16 protein-coding genes and 1 tRNA gene are annotated in these 21,798 nt (G+C 65.5%); 7 read left to right on the top strand and 10 right to left on the bottom strand.

Going from position 1 to position 21,798, the window contains the following annotated elements; all coding sequences use genetic code 11:
* From NLM32_RS24180 to NLM32_RS24170, 3 genes are read right to left on the bottom strand one after another with little or no spacing between them, the layout of a single operon-like run.
* Positions 1 to 1,743 carry a glycosyltransferase family 39 protein gene (locus tag NLM32_RS24180; RefSeq protein ID WP_254131368.1) on the bottom strand — a complete coding sequence of 581 codons (1,743 nt, stop codon included), beginning with the start codon at positions 1,741 to 1,743 and terminating at the stop codon, positions 1 to 3.
* Positions 1,744 to 1,793: 50 nt separating this feature from the next.
* Positions 1,794 to 3,926: a penicillin-binding protein 1C gene (pbpC, locus tag NLM32_RS24175; RefSeq protein WP_254131367.1), complete on the bottom strand. Its 2,133-nt coding sequence runs from the start codon at positions 3,924 to 3,926 to the stop codon at positions 1,794 to 1,796.
* A gap of 8 nt (positions 3,927 to 3,934) precedes the next feature.
* Entirely contained in the window at positions 3,935 to 9,139 is a 5,205-nt protein-coding gene (locus NLM32_RS24170; RefSeq protein WP_254131366.1) for an alpha-2-macroglobulin, read from the bottom strand.
* Positions 9,140 to 9,541: 402 nt separating this feature from the next.
* Between NLM32_RS24170 and NLM32_RS24165 the strand changes: the two genes are divergently transcribed.
* From NLM32_RS24165 to NLM32_RS24155, 3 genes are all read left to right on the top strand, one after another.
* Positions 9,542 to 9,618 (top strand) — tRNA-Arg (locus NLM32_RS24165).
* Positions 9,619 to 9,790: 172 nt separating this feature from the next.
* Positions 9,791 to 10,024, top strand: coding sequence for a hypothetical protein (locus tag NLM32_RS24160; RefSeq protein ID WP_254131365.1), 234 nt, complete (start codon positions 9,791 to 9,793; stop codon positions 10,022 to 10,024).
* Positions 10,025 to 11,006: 982 nt separating this feature from the next.
* Positions 11,007 to 11,183: a hypothetical protein gene (locus tag NLM32_RS24155; protein WP_254131364.1), complete on the top strand. Its 177-nt coding sequence runs from the start codon at positions 11,007 to 11,009 to the stop codon at positions 11,181 to 11,183.
* 132 nt (positions 11,184 to 11,315) lie between these two features.
* Here the strand turns inward: NLM32_RS24155 and NLM32_RS24150 are convergent, their stop codons facing one another.
* From NLM32_RS24150 to NLM32_RS24140, 3 genes are all read right to left on the bottom strand, one after another.
* Entirely contained in the window at positions 11,316 to 12,134 is an 819-nt protein-coding gene (locus NLM32_RS24150) for a hypothetical protein (protein WP_254131363.1), read from the bottom strand.
* A gap of 185 nt (positions 12,135 to 12,319) precedes the next feature.
* Positions 12,320 to 12,544 carry a hypothetical protein gene (locus NLM32_RS24145; RefSeq protein ID WP_254131362.1) on the bottom strand — a complete coding sequence of 75 codons (225 nt, stop codon included), beginning with the start codon at positions 12,542 to 12,544 and terminating at the stop codon, positions 12,320 to 12,322.
* Positions 12,545 to 12,620: 76 nt separating this feature from the next.
* Positions 12,621 to 12,857 carry a hypothetical protein gene (locus NLM32_RS24140; RefSeq protein ID WP_254131361.1) on the bottom strand — a complete coding sequence of 79 codons (237 nt, stop codon included), beginning with the start codon at positions 12,855 to 12,857 and terminating at the stop codon, positions 12,621 to 12,623.
* A 267-nt stretch (positions 12,858 to 13,124) separates the two neighbouring features.
* Between NLM32_RS24140 and NLM32_RS24135 the strand changes: the two genes are divergently transcribed.
* Positions 13,125 to 13,472 (top strand): DUF6481 family protein, encoded by a 348-nt coding sequence (locus NLM32_RS24135; protein ID WP_254131360.1) that lies wholly within the window; start codon positions 13,125 to 13,127, stop codon positions 13,470 to 13,472.
* Positions 13,473 to 13,639: 167 nt separating this feature from the next.
* Here NLM32_RS24135 and NLM32_RS24130 read toward each other — a convergent pair whose 3' ends face one another.
* The gene (locus NLM32_RS24130; RefSeq protein WP_254131359.1) at positions 13,640 to 13,882 is read right to left on the bottom strand and encodes a pentapeptide MXKDX repeat protein; all 243 of its coding nucleotides are present in this window, start codon (positions 13,880 to 13,882) and stop codon (positions 13,640 to 13,642) included.
* A 332-nt stretch (positions 13,883 to 14,214) separates the two neighbouring features.
* On the opposite strand from NLM32_RS24130, the gene dctP reads away from it, so the two are divergent.
* Genes dctP through NLM32_RS24115 form a run of 3 tightly spaced genes read left to right on the top strand, consistent with a single transcriptional unit; the run spans position 14,215 to position 17,143 of the window.
* Complete coding sequence (gene dctP / locus NLM32_RS24125; protein ID WP_254131358.1) at positions 14,215 to 15,237, top strand: TRAP transporter substrate-binding protein DctP; 1,023 nt, start codon at positions 14,215 to 14,217, stop codon at positions 15,235 to 15,237.
* Positions 15,234 to 15,788 (top strand): TRAP transporter small permease, encoded by a 555-nt coding sequence (locus NLM32_RS24120; protein ID WP_254131357.1) that lies wholly within the window; start codon positions 15,234 to 15,236, stop codon positions 15,786 to 15,788. Before dctP ends, NLM32_RS24120 begins: the two co-directional genes overlap by 4 nt.
* Positions 15,785 to 17,143 carry a TRAP transporter large permease gene (locus tag NLM32_RS24115; RefSeq protein ID WP_254131356.1) on the top strand — a complete coding sequence of 453 codons (1,359 nt, stop codon included), beginning with the start codon at positions 15,785 to 15,787 and terminating at the stop codon, positions 17,141 to 17,143. The genes NLM32_RS24120 and NLM32_RS24115 overlap by 4 nt, the downstream gene beginning before the upstream one ends.
* Before the next feature lie 115 nt (positions 17,144 to 17,258).
* Here the strand turns inward: NLM32_RS24115 and NLM32_RS24110 are convergent, their stop codons facing one another.
* The 3 genes from NLM32_RS24110 to NLM32_RS24100 are packed head-to-tail and all read right to left on the bottom strand — an operon-like array spanning position 17,259 to position 21,796.
* Positions 17,259 to 18,170, bottom strand: coding sequence for a hydroxymethylglutaryl-CoA lyase (locus tag NLM32_RS24110; RefSeq protein WP_254131355.1), 912 nt, complete (start codon positions 18,168 to 18,170; stop codon positions 17,259 to 17,261).
* 1 nt (position 18,171) lies between these two features.
* Positions 18,172 to 20,187, bottom strand: a complete 2,016-nt coding sequence (locus NLM32_RS24105; RefSeq protein WP_254131354.1) for an acetyl/propionyl/methylcrotonyl-CoA carboxylase subunit alpha — start codon at positions 20,185 to 20,187, stop codon at positions 18,172 to 18,174.
* A gap of 4 nt (positions 20,188 to 20,191) precedes the next feature.
* Complete coding sequence (locus tag NLM32_RS24100) at positions 20,192 to 21,796, bottom strand: carboxyl transferase domain-containing protein (RefSeq protein ID WP_254131353.1); 1,605 nt, start codon at positions 21,794 to 21,796, stop codon at positions 20,192 to 20,194.
* Positions 21,797 to 21,798 lie beyond the last annotated feature (2 nt).

Genomic DNA, 21,798 nt, shown 5'->3' with positions numbered 1-21,798 from the left:
TTATTCGGTGCCCTCGGAGCGGAAGATCGAGATCGAGATCGCGCGTCCCTGCGAGAAATTATAGCCGTCGATGCGCGTACCGACCTTGTAGCGCAGCCCGATCGCCTCGGCGCGTTGCACGAAGCTGCGCTCTGACTTCTGCTCGATCAATGCAAACCGGCAGCTTCCCTGCCTGAGGAAATCGGCGGCTCCCGATCCGTCGGTCAGCAGCGTCTGGGTGCCCGTCAGGAATACGAGGCTGGGCTCGTGATAGCCGGCCGACGCCGCCTTCGGCCCGACGCAGGTGACGTTGCGCAGCGCCCGCGCGACCTCGATGCTCGGAAACAGCGGCGTGAGCGACGGCAGCACGATGCCGTAGACCACGACCGCCAGCATCAGTGCCGCGACCAGCGCGTTGAGCACCGAGCGTTCGGCACGGTTGTTGTCGTAGAGCCACCAGGCGAACAGGCCGAAGATCAGCGAGGCCGCGATGAACGGCCAGGCCACGAAGGCCGGCTGTCGCGTCAGCATGACAGCACCGACCACCGCGATGATCGAGCCGCCCGCGGGGATCGCGAACCACCAGGCCGAGCCGCGCGCCAGCCAGGAGCGCGCCAGCACATTCCGCTCCAGCGCACCGACGGTCAGGATCGCAATCGCGGGATAGAGCGGCAGCACGTAATGCGGCAACTTGGTCAGCACCGCCTCGAACACGATCCAGGACGGGATCAGCCAGGCCAGCAGGAACTGCGCGCCGGGCTCGCGCCGCGCCCGCCACACCGCAGGCGCCGCCATCGCCGCCAGCGGCGCGCCCGGCCAGAAGGTGATCCAGAACAGCGCCAGGTACAGTCCGGGCGGCGCGCCATGGGATTCCTGCGCGCCGATCTTGCTCAGCATGTCGCCACCGACGGAATCGGCGAAGAAGGCATCGCCGGCGCGCCAGAAGATCGCGACGAACCAGGGCAGCACCAGCACCAGCATCCACATCAGGCCCCAGACCGGGCGCAGCTTCCACAGCCAGGAGGAATCGCGGTCCTGGATCGCGAGCGCGATGATCGTCAGGCCCGCGAACATCAGGATCAGCGGCCCCTTGATCAGGATACCCACGGCCAGCGCGGTCCAGAAGATCGCGGGCCAGCTCCAGGGCGGATGGGTTTCGTCCTCGGCGCGCTGCCAGGACAGATAGGCGCGCGACATCGCGCCCATTGCGGCAACTACGCAGAACAGCAGCATCGCGTCGGTCTTGGCGAGCCGCGCCTCGACGCCGAGCAGCACGGAGGAGCACACCAGAAGGCCGGCAAGGACCGCGGCGCGCCGCGTGACGAAGCCAAGCGCCGCCCAATAGGTCATCAGCACGGCGCCGATCGCCCCCAGCAGCGACGGCAGCCGATAGACCCAGATCCGGAGTTCGGCCTTCGGCAGCTTCAACGCGGTGGCGACTTCGACAGCGGCGGATTGCAACCAGTAGATGCCGACGGGTTTCTTGTAGCGCACGTCCTCCTGGAAGCGGATGTCGACATAGTCGCCGCTCTCGACCATCTGCTTGGTGGCCTGGGCAAAGCGTGCCTCGTCGCGATCGACCGGCGGAATGGTGAAGAAGCCGGGCAGGAACAGCAGCAGCGCGCACACCGCGAGGAAGGCCACAGCGCGGGCGTGGCTGGCGGTGACAAAGTCGAGCATCAGCACGAGCCGGCTGCCCGGATTTACGGGCGTTTTCGGCTCTCGGGGCGCTCCAAAACGGGGCGTGGGATAGGTCTCGGCCATTGGTTCCGCTTACGCTGAAACCGCCATCGCCACAACCGCTTAAGGCAAGGTCATTGAATTCGAATGACAACTGTGTCCGCGGCGCCAGTGGCGTCGATCACGGTCAGCCGTGCAAAGCCCGGGCCGGGTGGATCAATCAGGCGCTGGCGGCGCCCGTCGATCTCGCCGAGCGCCGTACCGTTGACCATGACAGTCATCGGCAATACCCCGCCGGCGACCTTCACGGGCATGGCGGCAGCCTCGGCTCCGGCCGAGCGATCCACGTCGATCCGGGAGCCATTGAGCGGGAACTGGATATGGAGCGCCTGCTCGCCCCCGGACCGCACGAGTTCCCCGACGGGGCGGAACCGCTTCAGTGGCAACGGCAACTTCGCGTTGCTGGCGACCAGGGTTCCCTTGGGCGGCTTGGGCAGCGGGGTCAGCGTCTTGCCGGTCCGGGCGAAGGCGTCGAACAGGATGGGTGCCGCCGCGATGCGACCAATCAGACCGGGAACCGGGGCGCCATCGGGCCGGCCCACCCAGACGCCGATGGTCATGCGGCCGTCGAACCCGACCGACCAGGCGTCGCGATAGCCGTAGGAGGTTCCGGTCTTGAAGGCGATACGGTTGTGGGCGGCGTTCTCCGGCGGTGGGGTTCCCAGGAGCACGTTGCCGACCTGCCAGGCCGCGACGGGGTCCAGCAGCCGCAGCGGCTCGCGGTCATCCGCGGCCGTCATGACCTCGCGCAACGGCCAGGTGGTGCCGAGCCGGGCGAAGCCCGCATAGAGCTGGACAAGATCCTGCAGCGTCACGCCGACGCCACCGAGCCCCATGGCGAGCCCCGGTGCCTCGTCCTTGGGCAGCACGAGATTGCCGCCGGCCTGGCGCAGCCGCGAGGCCAGTCGGCTCGAGCCGACGCGGTCCAGCAGCACGATCGCCGGCACGTTCAGCGACAGCTGCAGCGCCTTCTTCACCGGCACCGTGCCCTGGAACGTCATGTCGAAATTTTCCGGTGCGTAGGAGCCGAAGCGGACCGGGCGGTCGTCGATCAGACTGTCGGGGTGAACAAAACCGTCCTCGAAGGCGAGCCCATAGATGAACGGTTTCAGCGTCGAGCCAGGTGAGCGAATGGCGCGGGTCATGTCGACCTGCCCTGCCCGGCTCTCATCGAAATAATCGGCCGAGCCGACGCGCGCGAGCACGTCGCCGCTCTCATTGTCGACCACGATGATGCCGACCGAGATGTTCGGTCCCAGCGCAATGGCACGATCGCGCGCCAAGGGCTCCAGCACCCTCTGGAGATTGGAATCCAGCGTCAGCTTGATGACCGGCGCGTCCTTGACCGTTGCGAGCGCGCTGTCGGAGGCATGCGGCGCCAGGATCGGCATTGGCTTGCGCAGCTTCGGCACCGGCACGGACTTGGCCTGCTTTGCATCGTCCACACTGACCACATGCTCCTCGACCATGCGGTCGAGCACGCGATCGCGGGCGATGCGCGCCGCTTCGGGATAGCGGTCGAGCCGCCGCGTCTCCGGCGATTGGGGCAGCGCGACCAGCAGCGCTGCTTCCGCCAGCGACAGCCGCTTCGGCTCCTTGCCGAGATAGGCAATGGACGCAGCGCGAATGCCCTCGAGATTGCCGCCATAGGGCGCCAGCGCGAGATAGAGGTTGAGGATCTCGTCCTTGCTCAGTGTCCGCTCCAGTTCGATCGCGCGCACGATCTGGTGCAGTTTGGCGTAGAGCGAACGCTGCCGCCTTGGCTCCATCAGCCGCGCCAGCTGCATCGAGATGGTCGAGCCGCCGGACACGATGTGCCCGCGCGTCGAGAGCTGCAGCGCGGCGCGGCCCAGCGCCAGCGGATCGATCCCGTCATGGCTGTAGAACCGCTGGTCCTCATAGGCGAACAGCAGCTTCAGATAGGTCGGATCGACATTGGCTTTGGCATCGACCGGCAGCCGCCATCGCCCGTCGGCCATGGCATAGGCGCGCAGCAGTTTGCCGTTGCGGTCGACGACGGTGGTGGAGACACGGCGCGCTTCGTCGAACGGGAGAGGACCGAGGGAATAGACCCAGCCGACGAAGCCGATGATGGCGAGGATGAACGCGAGCGCGGCGATAGAGAGGACACGATGTCCCCTGCCCCGCACGCCGTCATGGCCGGGCTTGTCCCGGCCATCCACGTTCTTGCTCAGCGCCTCGCTCATCTCACGCCTCACTTCGCCGCCCGCACCTCGACGGTGCCGGTACCCGTGCGGCCATAGCGCGAGGGATTGTACATATCCTCGACATAGGCCTGCGGCAGCACGTATTTGCCGGGCGAAACGACGCGCACGACGTAGGCGACGGTGAAGACCGCCTTGGAGTCCGAGGCGCGATCCACGGCCGCCGTGAAGCGGTCATCGCGGAACTCGGTATCCTCCGGCTCCTGGCCGTCCTCGATCCAGTCCAGCGTGCCGCTGTCACCCGACGACACCAGTTTTGGATTGTCGATCTCCAGGCCTGCCGGCAGATAGTCCGACACCATGATGTGACCGTACTCGGGCTTCGCTTCCGTAATCTTCAACACCACGGCGAAGCGATCGTTCTGCTTGACCTTGCTGATATCGGCGGGCTTGCCGTCGAGCGTGAAGTAGTTGCGCTCGATCTTGAAGCCGTTCGACGCGGCCGGCTCCGGCGTGACCGGCGAGCCCGACACCGAGATCACCGCCTGCACGGGCGCATCACCGGTGTTGGTGATCTTCAGCGGCTTGCCGGTCAGCGTATCCGCCTTGTAGCTGCGGTAGAGCGCGGTCTTGACGCTCTGGCCGTCGACCTCGAGCGCGAGGTTCTCCTTGGCCAAGGCGCGGGCCGCCAGCACCAGCCACGCATTCTCCTGCGTCGAGGTGTAGGGCGTGAGCCCGCGTGCGGTCTCGACCCGTGCGACCGCCTGCGTCAGCGTCGCCTTGGGCGCGTTGCCTTCGCTCGCGAGCGAGACGAGAGCCGCAGCATCGCGCAGCTGCGAGCCGTAATCGGTGCGGCCGAATTCCAGCACCGGCTTTGGCGCAAGGCTGTCGAGGGCTGCGCCATAGACCCGCTCCGCGCGGTTGCGATCGCCGACCAGCGCCAGCGCTGCCGCGAGCTGAGACTTCGCAATCGGGGTTGCGAGGTTGTTCAGCTTGGTGTCGGCGAGATAACGGAGATCGCCGATGGGAGCAGCGCCGTTGCGGGCCAGCACATAGAGGCCGTAGGCGAGATCGCGGCCGCCATCCTTCTCCGGCTCATTGCCGTTGACGACGGAGTTGCGGATACGATCCAGCGCGTTCTTGAACAGCACGTCCGGCACCACAAAGCCCTTTTCGCGGGCGCGGGTGAGGAAGTCCGTCACGTACGCATCGAGCCACGCGTCGTCACCTCCGGCTGACCACAGGCCGAACGAGCCATTGGATCCCTGACGGGCCAATAACCGCTCGATGGCGTCGCGGATGCGCTGGTCGACCTCGGTGTCCATGGCCAGATGCGCGCCGGCCGCGAGATCGTTGACGTAGAGCAGCGGCATGGCACGGCTCGTGATCTGCTCCGAACAGCCATAGGGATAGCGATCGAGCGCCTTGAGGATCGTCGCCGCATCGAGTGCCGTCGACAGGCTCGCCGAAACCGAAACGCTGCCGGTGCCCGGCACGAGGTCGGAGAACATGTCCGAGGTCAGCGTCAGGCTCTCGCCCTTCGCCAGCGTCCGGATCGAGCGCCGTGCCAGCACCTGGGTTGCCGCCTTGACGTCGAGCGCATAGTGGCGCGCCAGCGTCAGGCCATTCGGTCCCTTGATGTCGACGTCGAGCGTCGCCGGTCCCGCCGCGGTCGCGTCGATCGCGAGTGCGAACGAATTGCGCTGCTTGGCGGCGAGCTTGACGGTGGTGGCGGGATTGCCGGTCATCTTCACCGGACCGCCCGTCTTGACGCTGATGACGTAGTCGCCGGCCTGGCCCTCGACATTGTCGATCTCGAGATTGACCGTGCCGTGGTCGCCATTGAGCAGGAAGCGCGGCAAGGTCGTGGTCAGCACCACCGGATCGCGGATCACGACGTCGGTGTTGGCGCGGCCGAGTTTTGTAGCCGTCCACGCCACCGCCATCACGCGCGCGGTGCCGGCGAACTCCGGAATGTCGAAGCTGACTTCCGCGCTGCCGTCGGCGCCGACGGTGACGATACCCGAATAGAGCGCGAGCGGCTTTTGCGCGGGCGGCGAGCCCTGCAGTTCGGCTGCGCCGGCGTCGCCGCCGGACTTGATCTGGCCGCGCGTGCCCGACATGCCGTCGATCAGCTGCCCATAGAGATCGCGGATCTCCGCGCTCAGGCGGCGCTGGCCGAGATAATAATCATCCGGCGCCGGCGGCTTGTAGTTGGTCAGGTTGAGGATGCCGACATCGACCGCAGCGATCACGATTTTCGCGTCTTCGCCGGGATTGAGGCCGTCGAGCTTGACCGGGATCTTCAGCGTCGCGTTCGGCCGGATCAGCGCCGGCGGCGTCAGCTTGACCTGGAGCGTGCGGCTCTGCTTGTCGATGCCGAACCATTTCAGGCCGATCGCGCGGCCCGGCATGCGCTGGGCGGCCGCGTCGAGCGGACGGCGCAGCGTCGCCACCACGTAAGCGCCGGTGCCCCAGTCCTTGCCGACCGGGAGTTTGACCTGCGCGGTGCCTTCCTTGACGTCGATGGTCTGCGTCGTCAGCAGGCGATCGCCGAGCACGTTGACGGTGAGCTTGCCGGCGGAACGGACATTGACCGACACGGTCATGGTGTCGCCGGACGCATATTGCGGCTTGTCGATCGAGGTCTCCAGCAGATCCGGCGTATCGGCGCTGCCGTCGGAATACCAGCCGACGTCGAACTGCACCGAGGTGACCGGGCCGTCGGCATCGTTCGACTTCACATCGAGCCGGTAGCGGCCGGGCTGGGGCGCGAGCGAAATCCGGGACGGCTTGTCGGCGGCGATGATGACGTCACCATCGGCCACGCGCGAGGTCGATTTGACCGGCTCGTACTCCCAATAATTGTTCTGACGGTACCATTGGTAGCGCGACTCCATCCTCAGGAGCTCGTAGCGCAGCCCGTCGCGCGGAAGCGTCTTGCCCTCGGGCGAAACGAACACGATGTCGAACTCGGCCTTGTCGCCCTCCGCGACGTTCTTGTCGCCGAACAGCGACTTGATGCCGATCAGCGCGGTCGCGGGTGCGACCGGCAGCACCAGCTTGCGTTCGACGGCGCGCCCGCCCGTCTCGACCATGCGGACGAAGATCTGCGCCTCCTGCGGACGGGTCGAAGCCGGCTGCTTCTCCAGCGTCACCGGGAAGGTCGCCACGCCATTGGCGTCGGCCTCGGGCAGGTTCTCCAGCGGCGTGCGCTCGTTCGAGGTGGTCTGCTCGTCGTCGACGCCGAACTGATAGCCGGCAAAGCCCGGGCGTTCGCTCGCGGGCGCGATCAGCATGTCGCCTTCGAGCTGAAGGCCCGACGCCGGCGCGCCGTAGAGGAAATGACCGTCCGCCTTGAGCTCCACAGGAGCGTTAGCTTTGATCAGCTTGTCCTTGGCAGACAAATCAAATTCGATCCGATCGGGGACGTAGTCCTCGACCATGAAGGTGGTCTCACCGACCGAAGTTCCCTTCGGATCGGTGAAGGCGCGGACCCGCCAGGTGCCGGTCGGAACGGCCGAGTTCAGCGGCACGGATAGCGTCCGGCCGCCGGCACCTTGGTCAGCCAGCACGGCGCGACGGTATTCGACACCGTCGGGACGCTCGATCACCAGGGTCAGCGGCCCGCCATTGACGGCATTGCCCTGCCCGTCGCGCAGCAGCGCAGTCAGATAGACCGTCTCACTGGAGCGGTAGACGCCGCGCTCGGCATAGACGAAGGCGTCGGCGCCCGATGGCACCACGCGACCCGCGACGCCGCGGTCGGACAGATCAAAGGCCGAGGTCTTGAGGCTGAGGAACGCGTAATCGGCCTTCTCGCCGGTGACGGTCAGCATCGCCGGCGACAGGCCGCCCTCGCCGCGCGCGAGCCCCGCCTCGAACAACACGTGGCCGGACTCATCGGTCTTGCGCGTCGCCAAAATCTCGTTATTGCGCGCGACCAGTCGCACCTCGGCTTTGCCGACCGGGTCGGTCGAGGCCAGCGAATTGACGAACACGTGGATGCCGTCATTGCCGGAATAGGCCGTGACGCCGAGATCCGAAACGATGAACCATTGGGTGGCGAGCTGGTTGTCGTCGTCGCTGCCCGGGCCCTTCGCCGCCGCCGTCATCACATAGACGCCGGGCTGGAGCTCACCCAGCGCCTGGTCGACCGGAAACGCGGTGATGACGTCCTGGTTCAGAGTCATCGCGGTCGCAAGCTCGCCGGACCAGACCTTTACGCCGCGCTCGTCGCCGAGATCGCCAAGCTGGTACTTCGACAGCGTCTTCTGGAAGTCGCTGTCGACCACGGTGTTGATCAGGTTGCGATCGCCGATCCGGAACACGTTGACGTTCACCGCGGGCGTATTGACGCTGACCACGGGAATGCCGCGCTGGCCGGTGCGCGGCAACACGTAGGCGCGGCTGGTGAAGCGAACGAACGGCTTGCGGTCGCGCACATAGATGTTGAACTCGGCCGATTTCGGCAGGCCCTCCTTCACGGTCGACGGCAGGCCGGCGCGCAGATTGATGTTGTAGCGCTCGCCGTGCTTGAGCCCATCGACGCAGAGCTGCTTGCCTTCGGCCGACAGCGCCGGCTTGTCCTGGCCGGCAAGCGCCAGGAACGGCGCGAAATCGGTGCGCTTGGCCAGCTCTTCCGAGAACTGGAAGCAGGCGCGCGGGCTCGCCGAATCCGAGTCCACGGTATAGTCGAGCAGCCGGAAGCCGTGCTCGTCGCGCAGTTTCTCGTAGCTCCCGCGAACGTCGGCGACCTCGCGCATGTCCAGAGACAGCCGCAGGGCATCCAGTGCCGGCCGCCACAGCTTTCGCTCGGACAGCGATTTGCCGAGCACGGCGAGCGCATCGGCCTCCTCGCCCGGATTGCCGGCGCGCTGGTAGGCGATGTAGGCGGCGGTCGAGGCGCGCTCCAGCAGGAAGGTCTGCTCGCTCGAGCTCTTCGGCGTGATCTGGAAGATCACCTTTGCGAGCCGCAGCCAGTTGCCGGCGTCGTCAGGCGTGACCGCGGCGATCTGGCCGAGGACCGAGAGCCCGGTGCGGTAGTCGTTGCGCTTGAAGGCGGCATCCGCGTCGGTGCGCAAGGTCGCCCCGGTCTTGGCGATCGGCCCTGCCTCGCTCTTGATCTGCGCCTCCAGCTTGATGGCGGAATCAGCGAGATCGTCGCGCTTAAACGCCTTATCCGCCGCGTGTGCGGCGCTCAGGCCAAGCGCCAGCGCGGCGCAGATTGTGACGGCGCGAACCAGACCGATCATGTAGGGACTCCCGGAAATCGCGGACGAACGCCGCGGGCGCATGAAGTGCGCGGAAAGGTGACAGACTCATGGCGATGGAACCAGAGGTGCAAAACGTCGCATTCGCCATGGCAAGGCACGCCCAAAGGAGACCGATCGCGCTATCGCCGCGCACGCCGTCCTGTGGCGCAGCCATATCGGACCAGTCGTCCGGCAGCCGTGTCCCGGAAGCTCATCAGCGCCCCCGGCGATGTGATCCATCGTCCAGTACGCTGCCGCTCAACCCGGCACCCTGACACTCCGCCGTTCCGCTTTGTCGCGCCATCGAGGAAAACGGTTCGGTTCAGGCTTGGCGAAACACCAGATTTTTCATATTGGCATGCTATATGACAGCCAGCCCCCCTAGACCGGGTGGCCCAGGACGGTCCCATAGCTCAACTGGATAGAGTAGCGGATTTCTACTCCGCGGGTTGCAGGTTCGAGTCCTGCTGGGATCGCCAGCCTCAGTTTTGCTGGCGCGCGCCGGCGTTCATCATTAACGCGCGCGTCGACGCGCCATTACACATCCGTCATCTTTCACGAACGCGTGGGCACCCTCGCCTCGGCCTTTGAACCGCGCAGGTGCGCCCTATCTATGCGCGGCGGGCGACCTGCGCCCGGTTAGGACGATCGATGCCGCGAGCCGAATTGACGAGAATGGGGATTGCCTGTGCTGTGGCGATCGTCGCGATGTCGTTTCTCGTGCTCGACGCAGTCGTGGACGTCAACTCCGGCGCGATCGCAAAGCGGATCGAGATGGCGCAGGCGTCCATTGCGGATGCCGCCATGAGCCAGCATCAGCTCGCCTCCGCAGTTCACGCCTGGACGCGTCGAGGCCACCAGAAAGAGCCGTCGGCGGTGGAGTGATTCCGGCTTCGGCCTGAACTCGGCTCCGCACGGTCGAGCGCTCCGATTGTTCACGGTTCGACTCCGCTCCGTTCCCAAAATGCGAATCATCACCGCAGAATGCGGCACGACGCATGTCTTAACGACACGTTTCGCAAGCCACGACCAACACGCATTAATCGGGTCGTTCTTTCGATAAAATGCAACCGCTGCGCGGGAACGAGATCGCGATCGGCACGTTGATGCGACGAAACAGAGTGGTGCCGACCTGCCAGCCCCGGTCGGCTTTGAAGGGCCCCGTGCTTGTCCCCCCGAGCACGGGGCTTTCTCATGACTTGTGCCAAGAGACTCGATCGGCAAGACTCGAATGCCAATATCCCGAATCGGGCGCAGCTGTCCGTTAGACGAAAATCAGCTTTGTCGCTCGTCGTCGCGCCGATCGCGAGCGAGCTGATGCCAGGCCAGGGCCAGTTCGATCAGTCGTTGCCGATCGGGCCCTTCGGACGCCGCGGCGCGCTTCATCGCCGCCTCGGCTTCATGCTGGGGGTCGTACTTGGTACACATGCGGCCAAGTTTAACCAGCCGATATGGACAAGTGCGTGGCAATTTCGTCCGTATGATTGCGGAGGACGAAAGTCGCACCGGCGTGCGCGTTTCCGCACGATGGTACCGCGACGAATCTGTCGTTGCGACCGGGAGCTGCGCGGGCTCGCTTCTCGCAGACGACGTCACGTCAAAAGCGCGAAGACAGCGCGAACCCGATCGCGCCGGTCTTCGCATTTTCCTCATTCTGCAAACAGCCGGCCCCGTCGACGGGTTCGCGTTCGGAGCCGGTTGCGACGGATTTTGTCCGCTCGGCAACAGTGTGTTGCTTCAGGGCGCCGCGCGCACAAGCCGGTGAGGCCGGCTTTCATTCCGGCGATCTGTGAAGTGCATCACAGCCGAGTTCCGGCGCGTTCGCTAAACAGCGCCTTACGCGCCGCAAGAACGCGACACAGGAAGGATGGCTGTTCGCCTCATGACACACAAGGCCGAAGCCGCAGCACGGGCTCACGCATCATCGCGCAAGACCGACCTGTTCGGTCTCTCCCTCCTCGCCGCCATCGTCCTGGTGATGACAATCTGGATCGGCGGCCTGGTCTGGGCCGCGATGGCGTTCCTGACCTGGCTGGTCTCCTGAGCGCAACGCGGTCGCACGCCTTGGTTGTGCGCCCCCCGCAACGTTGTCAGACCTCGTCTCCCCGTGGAAGCAAACGCAAATGAGGCGGGCACCAGGCCCGCCTCATTCGTGTTGGATTGCGCTTTGAGAGGTTCAGTAGCAGGCGCGCGGATCGGCCTGCACATACTGGCCGCTCGGATAGCGGTAATAGCAATTGCCCTGAGCGAGATAGTAGCCGGGACGCGATGCGGCGGTGGCGCCGGCGATTGCCCCGGTTGCGCCGCCGATCACGGCGCCTGCGGCCGCACCCGTGGCGTTGCCGGAAATCAGGCCGCCAAGCACGCCGCCGACGATTGCTCCGCCGAGCGCGCTCGCGCCGGGATCTGCCGGCGGCGGTGGAGGCGGCGGTTCATAGGCGACCGGCGGACCGGGCGGCGCGTAGGCCACCGGCACATCGTCGATATAGTCCTCGGAAATGTAGGCGGGCGGGCCGTCCATCCGCTGGGGATAATAGTACCAGACGCCGCCGACATCCCACCACCAGCCGGAGCGGCCGTTGTGGACCTCGTGGCGCCAACGTCCACCGTCCCAGGCAAGGTTGCCGCGATAGGCATGTCCGCCCCAATCACGCGCCGGCGCGGGGCCGCGTGCCATGTAGCGGCCGGATCCCGGCGGCGGGCCACCGGCATTGCGCGGTCCGGGACCATGCGGGCCGGGAGCGGCTGCTGGCCCTGCTCCTGGGGCCGGCGCCATGTGGGCCTGACCGCCCGGCTGAGGCCCGGGGTGCACGGCCTGCTGCGGCGGAGGACCCTTGCGCATGTTCTGATTGGCCGGGGGTGGACCACCTGCGCCCTGCCCTGGCGGCTGGCCGGGGCCCCTCGGCGCGGCGTCCTGCGCTTGCGCGGACAGTGCCAGCAACGACATGGCCGAAACCATGGGAATGATGATCTTCATGCGGCTGGACGCACTCATGCGTGCTTACCCCTCAACTTTCGCAATTGCCGTTGTCCACGCGCGATAGACGATTCGGGTCGCGCCTGGGTGATGCCAACGGACATGACTGACCTGTCAAACTGACCTGACAGGCCGGCTATGTCCCGTTACAAATGTTTAAGATCACGGCAATTTTTCGTCCGGACGCGTCCAGCAAGACCGGCCTAGCGGGCCGGCTCGATCACATTGCAATTGCTCCGCCCCGACATCAGGCAATCCTGCAGCTTGCTGGCAGCCGTGAGGTCGCGGGCAAGCCACAGCCCGACACCGAGGATCACAGCGGCGATGATCAGCCCGGCGATGGCACCACGACGGTTGTCACCGGATTGGGGATTTGCCGGCGCACTGGGCTTCTTGGTGGTGTGAGGCTTGGAGTCAGGCTCGGACATGGGGACCTATCGCGCTCGGTGAGGCCCTTTATCACCTCTGCGACGTCGCGTCACATCCTGCGCTCCGCATCGCCACTCAGCCCCGCGTTGCCCTCCGCGCCTCCTTGCGCAAGGTCTCGACCGCCGGGATGGCCTGCTGCGCGCGCGGCGCACAGCTCGTCAGGATGAACGCGGTCTGGGTGCACTCCCATGCGCCCCCCAGAACGGTGCTCTCGATGGGTTGCGGGCGGGCAAGCAACAGCACCGCACCCACAACTGCCGCTGTGGCGACCGTGACTGCAAGGGCTTTCAGGCTTAGCCGGAAATAGATCATGCCCGTGCTCCGTCTCGTATTGGGGCGGACGCTAGGCGCCGCCGCTGGGTGCCCTTATGAAGGGCATCACAATTCGGCAGTTTTTCCGGGCTACGAAGGATCGGCTGGGTAAGCGATTTTCGTTGACCTGATCGGCTGCGATTATGGGTGGCTTCACGGCGCGCGGCGATGTACACGCTTCTGCGTCGTGTGGTGCCTGCTTGTGCCCAGCCGACGTACCAACAGGCAGTGATGTAGGATCGAAAGCGAGGAAGACAAGGCTCGTCGATGAGTGGATTCAGGGAACCCGGGTTTGCAGACCGGCAAAAGGCGGCGCAGGACGCACGCAAAAATCTTTTAAACAAATTCAAGTCGCAGCCGGGGCACGACGATCCCGCGGTCGCGGCGAAGCGTGCCGAGCGCGAGGCACTCGCAGCCAAGCGCGCCGAGGTGAAGGCCGCTCGCGAGGCTGAAAAGGCCGAGCAGAAGCGCGTCGCGGAAGAGGCTGCCGCCGCTGAAGCGGCGCGGATCGCCCGCGAAGCCGAAGAGGCGGTCGCCAGACAGGCCGAGCTCGAAGCCGAGCAAAAGGCCAAGCGCGACGCCCGTTACGCGGCCCGTAAGGCCAAGCGGAAGTAACTCTCAACAAGATTTGACCTGAAGCGGATGTGCTTCAGGTCGAATCCTGACGGCGCGACCAGCTCCGTCCGCGCGAACGCGTGCGCACGATGGCAGGCCATCGACCGAGCCTGGATCAGCGCATGCCGGGCTCGCCTCGCGAGGGTGCCCGGCATGACGGCATGAGATCAGTTCTTCTTCATCATCCCGTCGTCTTTCTTCATCCCATCCTTCGACATCGTATCCTTCTTCATGCCGTCGTCCTTGGACATGGTGTCCTTCTTCATGCCGTTCTTGGACATCGTGTCCTTTTTCATCATGCCGTCGTCCTTGCCCATCTTGTCCTGGGCGAAAGCGGCGGGCGACAGCGCGAGGCCCAGCGAGAGAACGGCAGCCGAGACGCCGAGCGCGATGCGGGTGCGAATGGTCATGAGAAACAATCCCTTCGAGATGGTGTTCGTCAGCGACTTGTGCCGCGACACAATCTCGACGGTTCGACACGCCTGCTTGTTACGCGACGTTGCGATTTTTTCTCACATTGTCCGGCCGACCTGCGCGAACGTCGTCTGTCAACAACGGGAATAGCGGGATCCGGCGTGTGCAGCGCAGCAAGGCCAACACTTGCCGCGGCATTCGGTCTCGAACTATCAGATGAGAGAAGTTCAGGGCAAAGACCGGCTAAGATGGGCCTTCGCGCCGGTCTCATGACCGCCCAAATCACGTCAAACAAGAGCCGTTCAAAGAACCGTCAAGGGGATACTCCATGTTCACGCGTCGTCACCTGCTCGCGACCGCTGTCGCAGCACCCGCCATTCTCCGCTTCGGCATCGGCACCGCGCATGCCGCGACCACGCTGAAGATCTCGCATCAATTCCCCGGTGGCACCATCGACAAGGGCGATTTCCGCGACCGGCTCTGCCGCATGTTCGCCGCCGAAGTCAGTAAGCGCAGCAACGGCGACATCGCGGCCGAGATCTATCCGAACTCCTCGCTGATCAAGACCAACGCGCAGTTCTCCGCGATGCGCAAGGGCGCGCTCGACATCTCGCTGTATCCGATGCCCTACGCCGGCGGTGAATTGCCGGAGACAAATATCGGCCTGATGCCCGGCCTCGTCACCACCTACGACCAGGGCATGCGCTGGAAGAAGGAGCCGGTCGGCAAGGCGCTGACCGACTTCCTCGCCGACAAGGGCATCATCCTCCTGAGCTGGGTGTGGCAGGCCGGCGGCGTCGCCAGCCGCTCCAAGCCGATCGTGGCGCCTGAGGATGCCAAGGGCATGAAGGTGCGCGGCGGTTCGCGCGAGATGGACATGGTGCTTCAGACCGCCGGCGCCTCGGTGCTGTCGGTGCCCTCGAACGAAATCTACGCCGCGATGCAGACCGGCGCCTGCGACGCCGGTATCACCTCCTCCACCAGCCTGATCTCGTTCCGTCTCGAAGAGGTCGCGAAGTCGCTGACCTCGGGTGCGGGCGCATCCTACTGGTTCATGCTCGAGCCGCTGATGATGTCGAAGGCGATCTTCGACAAGCTGCCGAAGAACCAGCAGGACATTCTGGTCACTGTGGGCGCAGAGCTCGAAACCTTCGGCCGCAAGGGCGCGCAGGATGACGACGTCGAGGTCGCCAAGGTCTACGAAAAGGCCGGCGCCAAGGTCTCGGCGCTCGATGCCGCGACGGTCGGCAAGTGGCGCGACATCGCCCGCGACACCGCGTGGAAGGATTACGGCGCCAAGACCGCGACCGCTGCGAACCTGCTCAAGCTCGCCTCCGACGTCGCTGCATGAGCCACGGTCCGCTGACGGATCGTGACGACACGGCGAACGCTGCCGCAAGGACCGGCCTTGCGGCGGCGCTCGATCGCGGCCTCGCCATCCTCAACCGCATCATCGTCGCGTTCGCCGCGGTCGCGCTGATCGCCGCGTGCGCCATCCTGAGCTACAGCGTGCTGAGCCGCGCGCTGTTCAAGGCCGCCAACTACTGGCAGGACGAGGCCGCCGTATTCCTGCTGGTCGGCGCCACCTTCATGACGGCAGCCTATGTGCAGCAGAACCGCGGCCATATCGGCATCGAGGCCTTCGTTGGCCTGCTGTCGCCGCTGGCCAACCGAGTCAGGCTCTGGCTGGTCGATGTCGCCACGCTGCTGTTCTGTGGTTTCTTCACCTGGAAGTCGTGGACGCTGGCCCATGAGGCCTACGTCGATGGCCAGGTCTCGAACTCGATGTGGTCGCCGCCGCTCGCCATTCCCTATTCACTGATGGCGCTCGGCATGAGCCTGCTGTGCATTCAGATCCTCGTGCAGCTGGCGCTGCCGTTCGCGGGAGCCAAGCGTCCATGAGCGTTTTCGGTATCGGTATCGCTTACGGGATCGCGACGCTGCTCGTGATGTTTTCGGGCATGCCGATCGCGTTCGCGCTCGGCGCGGTCGCGGTCGTGTTCATGGGCATCTACATGCCTGCCGCGTCGCTGGATACCGTGACACAGAATGTCTACGAGGAGATGGCCTCGATCACGCTGCTGTCGATCCCACTTTTCATCCTGAAGGGTGCGGCGATCGGCAAATCGCGCGCCGGCCAGGATCTCTATTCCGCACTGCATGCCTGGCTGCATCGCGTGCCCGGCGGCCTCGGCGTTGCCAACGTCTTCGCCTGCGCGCTGTTCGCGGCAATGGCGGGCTCGAGCCCAGCGACCTGCTCTGCGATCGGCTCAGCCGGCATCCCCGAGATGCGCAAGCGTGGTTATTCCGGCGGTTTTGCCGCCGGCATCATCGCCGCCGGCGGCACGCTCGGCATCCTGCTGCCGCCCTCGATCACCATGATCCTGTTTGCGGTCGCCGCGGAAAAATCGCTGGGTCGGCTGTTCCTCGCCGGCATTGGCCCCGGGTTGCTGCTGGTTTCGCTGTTCGGCGCCTATGCCGTGATCCGCTTCCGTCAGGAATATGCGGCGGCCGAAGCGGCCTACAAGAATGGCGGCCCAGAAGCTGCGATCCTCGCCCGCGACGAATACACGCTCGCCGAACGCTTCAGCGTGCTGCCGCGGGTGATCCCGTTCGTGCTGCTGCTGACCGGCGTCATGGCGGCGCTTTACGGCGGCTTTGCCACGCCGTCGGAGACGGCAGGCCTCGGCGGCCTTCTGGCGCTGGGCCTGATCGCGGCGATCTATGGCGTGTGGCGGCCGGACGACCTCGGCCCGATCATGAAATCGACCATCCGAGAATCGACCATGCTGATGATGATCATCGGCATGTCGCTGCTTTATTCTTACGTGATGAGCTATCTGCACATCTCGCAATCGGTCGCCGAATCCGTCGTCGCGATGCATCTGCCGCGCTGGGGGCTGCTGTTTGCGATCCTCGTCATGGTCGTCGTCCTCGGCTTCTTCCTGCCGCCGGTCTCGATCATTCTGATGACCGCGCCGATCATCCTGCCGCCGTTGCGCGCCGCGAATTTCGACATCATCTGGTTCGGCGTGGTCATGACCATCGTGATGGAGATGGGGCTGATCCATCCTCCCGTCGGCCTCAACATCTTCGTTATTCGTAACGTCGCGCCGGACATTTCACTCAGCGAGGTGATCTGGGGCACGCTGCCCTTCGTGCTGCTGATGATGGGCGCCGTGCTGCTGTTGTGCCTCGTGCCGGAGATCTCGACCTGGCTGCCGGACCTGGTGATGGGGCCGGACGGGAGCAGGTAGCAACACAAACACCGCTGTCGTAGGGTGGGCAAAGGCGCACCAGCGCCGTGCCCACCACCTCTCGATGATCGGATAGATTTCGTGGGCACGCTACGCTTTGCCCACCCTACGGCACCTACGAACTGGCCCGCTTCTTCTTCGCATTCAGCGCCGTCGCCACCCGGCTCACCGGCGGCTTGTCCAGCACCACGCTCATCGCGTTGGTCGCCGCCAGCAGCTTCTCCATATCAATCCCGGTCTTCACGCCCATGCCCTCAAGCATGTAGACGACATCCTCGGTCGCGACATTGCCCGTGGCGCCCGGCGCATAGGGACAGCCGCCCAGCCCTCCAGCGGCCGCGTCGATGACGCGGACCCCCTCCTCCAGGCCGGCGTAGAGATTGGCGAGCGCCTGGCCGTAGGTGTCGTGGAAATGCATCGCGAGTTTTGACGCGGGTATGTTGGCGCCGACCGCGCGCAGCATCTCCCTGGCCTTGTCAGGCGTGCCGACGCCGATGGTGTCGCCGAGCGAGATCTCGTAGCAGCCGAGATCCCAGAGCGTGCTGGCGAGATCGGCAACTGCCTTCGGCTTGATCTCGCCGTCGAAGGGACAGCCAAGCACGCAGGAAATATAGCCGCGCACCGGGATGCCGTCCGCCTTGGCGCGGACCAGCACCGGTCTGAACCGCTCGATGGACTCCGCAACCGAGCAGTTGATGTTGGCGCGCGAAAAACCTTCGGAGGCTGCGGCGAACACGGAGACCACCTTCGCGCCGGCGGCGCGCGCCGCGTCATAGCCCTTCTCGTTCGGCACCAGCACGTGGAATTCGGCGTCCTTGACGTGGGCAACGCCGCGCAGCACGGCGTCGGAACTCGCCATCTGCGGGATCGCCTTGGGCGAGACGAAGGCGCCGACCTCGACCGTATCGAGCCCGGCCGCGACCAACGCCTCGATGAAGGCGATGCGAGCCTCGACACTGACGGGCGTCTTCTCGTTCTGGAGGCCGTCGCGCGGCCCCATTTCGATGATGCGGACAGGATCGCTCATGTCACTCCTCGGAGGCCTCGACCACGGCGAGCTCGACGCCTTCCTGAACGATATCGCCGACCTTGCACTTGATCGACTTCAGCACGCCGGCATAGGGCGCGCGCAGCGTCTGCTCCATTTTCATGACTTCCAGTGTCAGGATCGGCGCGCCCTTCTCGAGCTTCGCGCCCTCCTCGGCCAGCACCGCGACGACCGTGCCAGGCAACGGGGCTGCGATCTTGTCCGCGCCGGTCTGCTCCTCGCTCTCGCCGCCGAACGGGTCGACCCAATGCAGGTCGAAGCGGCCGTTGCGCGTACGCAGGTACAGCTCATGGCCGTCGATAACGGCTGCGACGGAGGATTTCACGCCGTCGAGCGTCAGGTCGAATCCGCCATCCTTCGGCGCAACCGTGAACGCGAGCTCGCGCTCGCCGATCACCAGCGTCGATGGTCCGCTGCCGTAGTTCAGACTGATCTTCTGCTCGGTCCCATGGCCGACACGGAAGGCAAAGCTGCGCTGGCGCCGGCCGACCGGCATCCAGCCGAAGGTCTGCCAAGGAGAATTCAAAGGCGAATTAGCTTCACCTTGCGTCGCCTGCCGCTCGTCATTGACGATCGCGGCAACTGCGGCACACAGCTCGAGCTCGCCGGGCGCCGGCGCAGCCGAGGTCAGGGCCGCCAGCTCGCGCTCGATGAATCCGGTGTCGATCGCATTGGCCCGCACCTTCGGATGCGTGATCAGCGCCGACAGGAACGGGATGTTGGTGACGATCCCGCGAACGTCCGACTCTTCCAGACCACGGTTGAGCCGGTCGATCGCAACATCGCGCGTCGGCGCCCACGCGATCATCTTGGCGAGCATGGCATCGTAATACGGCGAGACCGTATCGCCCTCGCGATAGCCGGCGTCGATGCGCAAGCCGCCGGTCTCCGCGGGCAACCGCCAGGTCGAGATCTTGCCGACCGACGGCATGAAGTTCTTGGTCGGGTTCTCTGCATAAACACGCGCTTCGACGGCGTGGCCGTTGAGCTTGATCTCGTCCTGCTTCAGCGGCAGCGCCTCGCCGAAAGCGACGCGCAGCTGCCATTCGACGAGGTCGACCCCTGATATCAGCTCGGTCACGGGGTGCTCGACCTGGAGACGCGTGTTCATCTCGATGAAGAACACGTCCTTGCCGTCGGAGACGAACTCGATGGTCCCGGCGCCCACGTAGTTCACCGCGCCCGCGGCCTTTCGCGCGGCGGCACAGACCGTTTCGCGCTGCGCAGGATTGAGCGTCGGCGACGGCGCTTCCTCGATCACCTTCTGGTGCCGGCGCTGCAAGGTGCATTCGCGCTCGAACAGCGACAGCAGATTGCCGTGGCTGTCGCCGATGATCTGCACCTCGATATGCCTGGGATTGTCGACATATTTCTCGATCAGCATGCGGTCGTCGCCGAACGCGGCCTTGGCCTCGCGCTTGGCGCTGACGATCGCAGGTCCAAGCTCCGCCGCCGAGCGCACGATGCGCATGCCGCGGCCGCCGCCGCCGGCCGAAGCCTTCACCAGGATCGGGAAACCGACCTTCTCGGCCGCCTTCGCCAGCGTCGCATCGTCCTGTGCGTCGCCGTGATAGCCGGGCACCAGCGGCACGCCGGCCTTCTCCATCAGCGCCTTTGAGCCGGACTTCGAGCCCATCGCCGTCATCATCTCGGCCGTGGGCCCGACGAAAACGAGCCCTGCATCGAGGCAGGCTTGCGCAAATTCGGCATTCTCCGACAGGAAGCCGTAGCCGGGGTGCACGGCCTCGGCGCCGGTCTTGCGCGCGGCCTCGATCAGCCGCTCGACATTGAGATAGCTGTCGCGGGCCCGCGAGGGACCAAGCAGCACGGCTTCGTCAGCGAGCGCGACATGCATCGCGTCGCGGTCGGCCTCGGAATAGACCGCGACCGTGCGCAGGCCCATGGCACGCGCGGTGCGGATGACGCGGCAGGCGATCTCGCCGCGGTTGGCGATCAGGAGCGTGCGAAAACGGCGGTAGAGCTTTGAGCGGTCCATCGCATCACATCCTGAACAGGCCGAATTTCGTCGGTTCGATCGGCGCGTTCGACGCCGCCGAGAGGCCGAGGCCGAGCACGAGCCGCGTGTCGGCTGGATCAATCACGCCGTCGTCCCACAGACGCGCAGTCGCATAATAAGGATGCCCCTGGCTCTCATATTGCGCGCGGATCGGCTCGCGGAACTTGTCTTCCTCCTGCTTCGACCAGCTATCGCCCTTGGCCTCGATGTTGTCGCGGCGGACCTGGCTCAGCACCATCGAGGCCTGCTCGCCACCCATCACCGAGATGCGCGCGTTCGGCCACATCCAGAGGAAACGCGGCGCATAGGCGCGGCCGCACATGCCGTAATTGCCGGCGCCGTAGGAGCCGCCGATCACCACGGTGAATTTCGGCACCGAGGCGGTCGCAACCGCCGTGACGAGCTTGGCGCCGTCGCGCGCGATGCCGCCGGCCTCGTATTTCTTGCCGACCATGAAGCCGGTGATGTTCTGCAAGAACACCAGGGGAATGCCGCGCTGGCAGCACAGCTCGATGAAATGGGCACCCTTCAGCGAGCTCTCGCTGAAGAGAATGCCGTTGTTGGCGATGATGCCGACCGGATAGCCCCAGATGTGGGCGAAGCCGCACACCAGCGTGGTGCCGTAGAGCTTCTTGAACTCGTCGAACTCGGAACCGTCGACCACGCGCGCAATGATGTCGCGCACGTCGAACGGCTTCCGGCCGTCCACGGGCACCACGCCGTAGATCTCCTCGGCCGCGAACAGCGGATCGCGCGGCGGATGCATGTTCAGGTTCGGCCGCGCGGATGGCTTCAGCGTGCCGACGATGCGTCGGGCGATGCCGATCGCATGTGCATCGTTCTGGGCGTAATGATCGGTCACGCCGGACTGCCGCGAATGCACGTCGGCGCCGCCGAGTTCCTCGGCGCTCACGACCTCGCCGGTCGCGGCCTTCACCAGCGGCGGGCCGCCGAGGAAGATGGTGCCTTGGTTGCGCACGATGATGCTCTCGTCCGACATCGCCGGGACATAGGCGCCGCCGGCCGTGCAGGAGCCCATCACGATCGCGATCTGCGGAATACCCTGGGACGACATCTGCGCCTGGTTGTAGAAGATGCGGCCAAAGTGGCGCTCGTCCGGAAAGATCTCGTCCTGCAGCGGCAGGAAGGCGCCGCCGGAATCGACCATGTAGACGCAGGGCAGGTTGTTCTGCCGCGCGATGTCCTGCGCGCGCAGATGCTTCTTCACGGTCATCGGATAATAGGTGCCGCCCTTGATGGTGGCGTCGTTGGCGACGATCACGCATTCGCGCCCCGAGATACGCCCCACGCCGGTGACGATGCTCGCCGAATGCACGTCGCCGCCATAGAGGCCGTGGGCCGCGAGCGGCGACAGCTCCAGGAACGAGGTCCCGGGATCGACCAGCAGATCGACGCGCTCGCGCGCCAGCATCTTGCCGCGCGACGTGTGGCGGTTGCGCGAGGCCTCGCCGCCGCCACCGGCGACCTGGCTGAGTTTTTCGCGCAAGTCCGCGACGAGGCCGCGCATGGCCTCCGCATTGCGCGCAAAATCGGATGAGGATGGATCGATGCTGGAATGGAGCGGCATGA

The organism is Bradyrhizobium sp. CCGUVB14, assembly GCF_024199935.1.
In the GTDB taxonomy this organism is placed as follows: domain Bacteria; phylum Pseudomonadota; class Alphaproteobacteria; order Rhizobiales; family Xanthobacteraceae; genus Bradyrhizobium.
The sequence above is the reverse complement of the archived record's forward strand: the minus strand, read 5'-3'. Positions and strand labels throughout refer to the sequence as shown.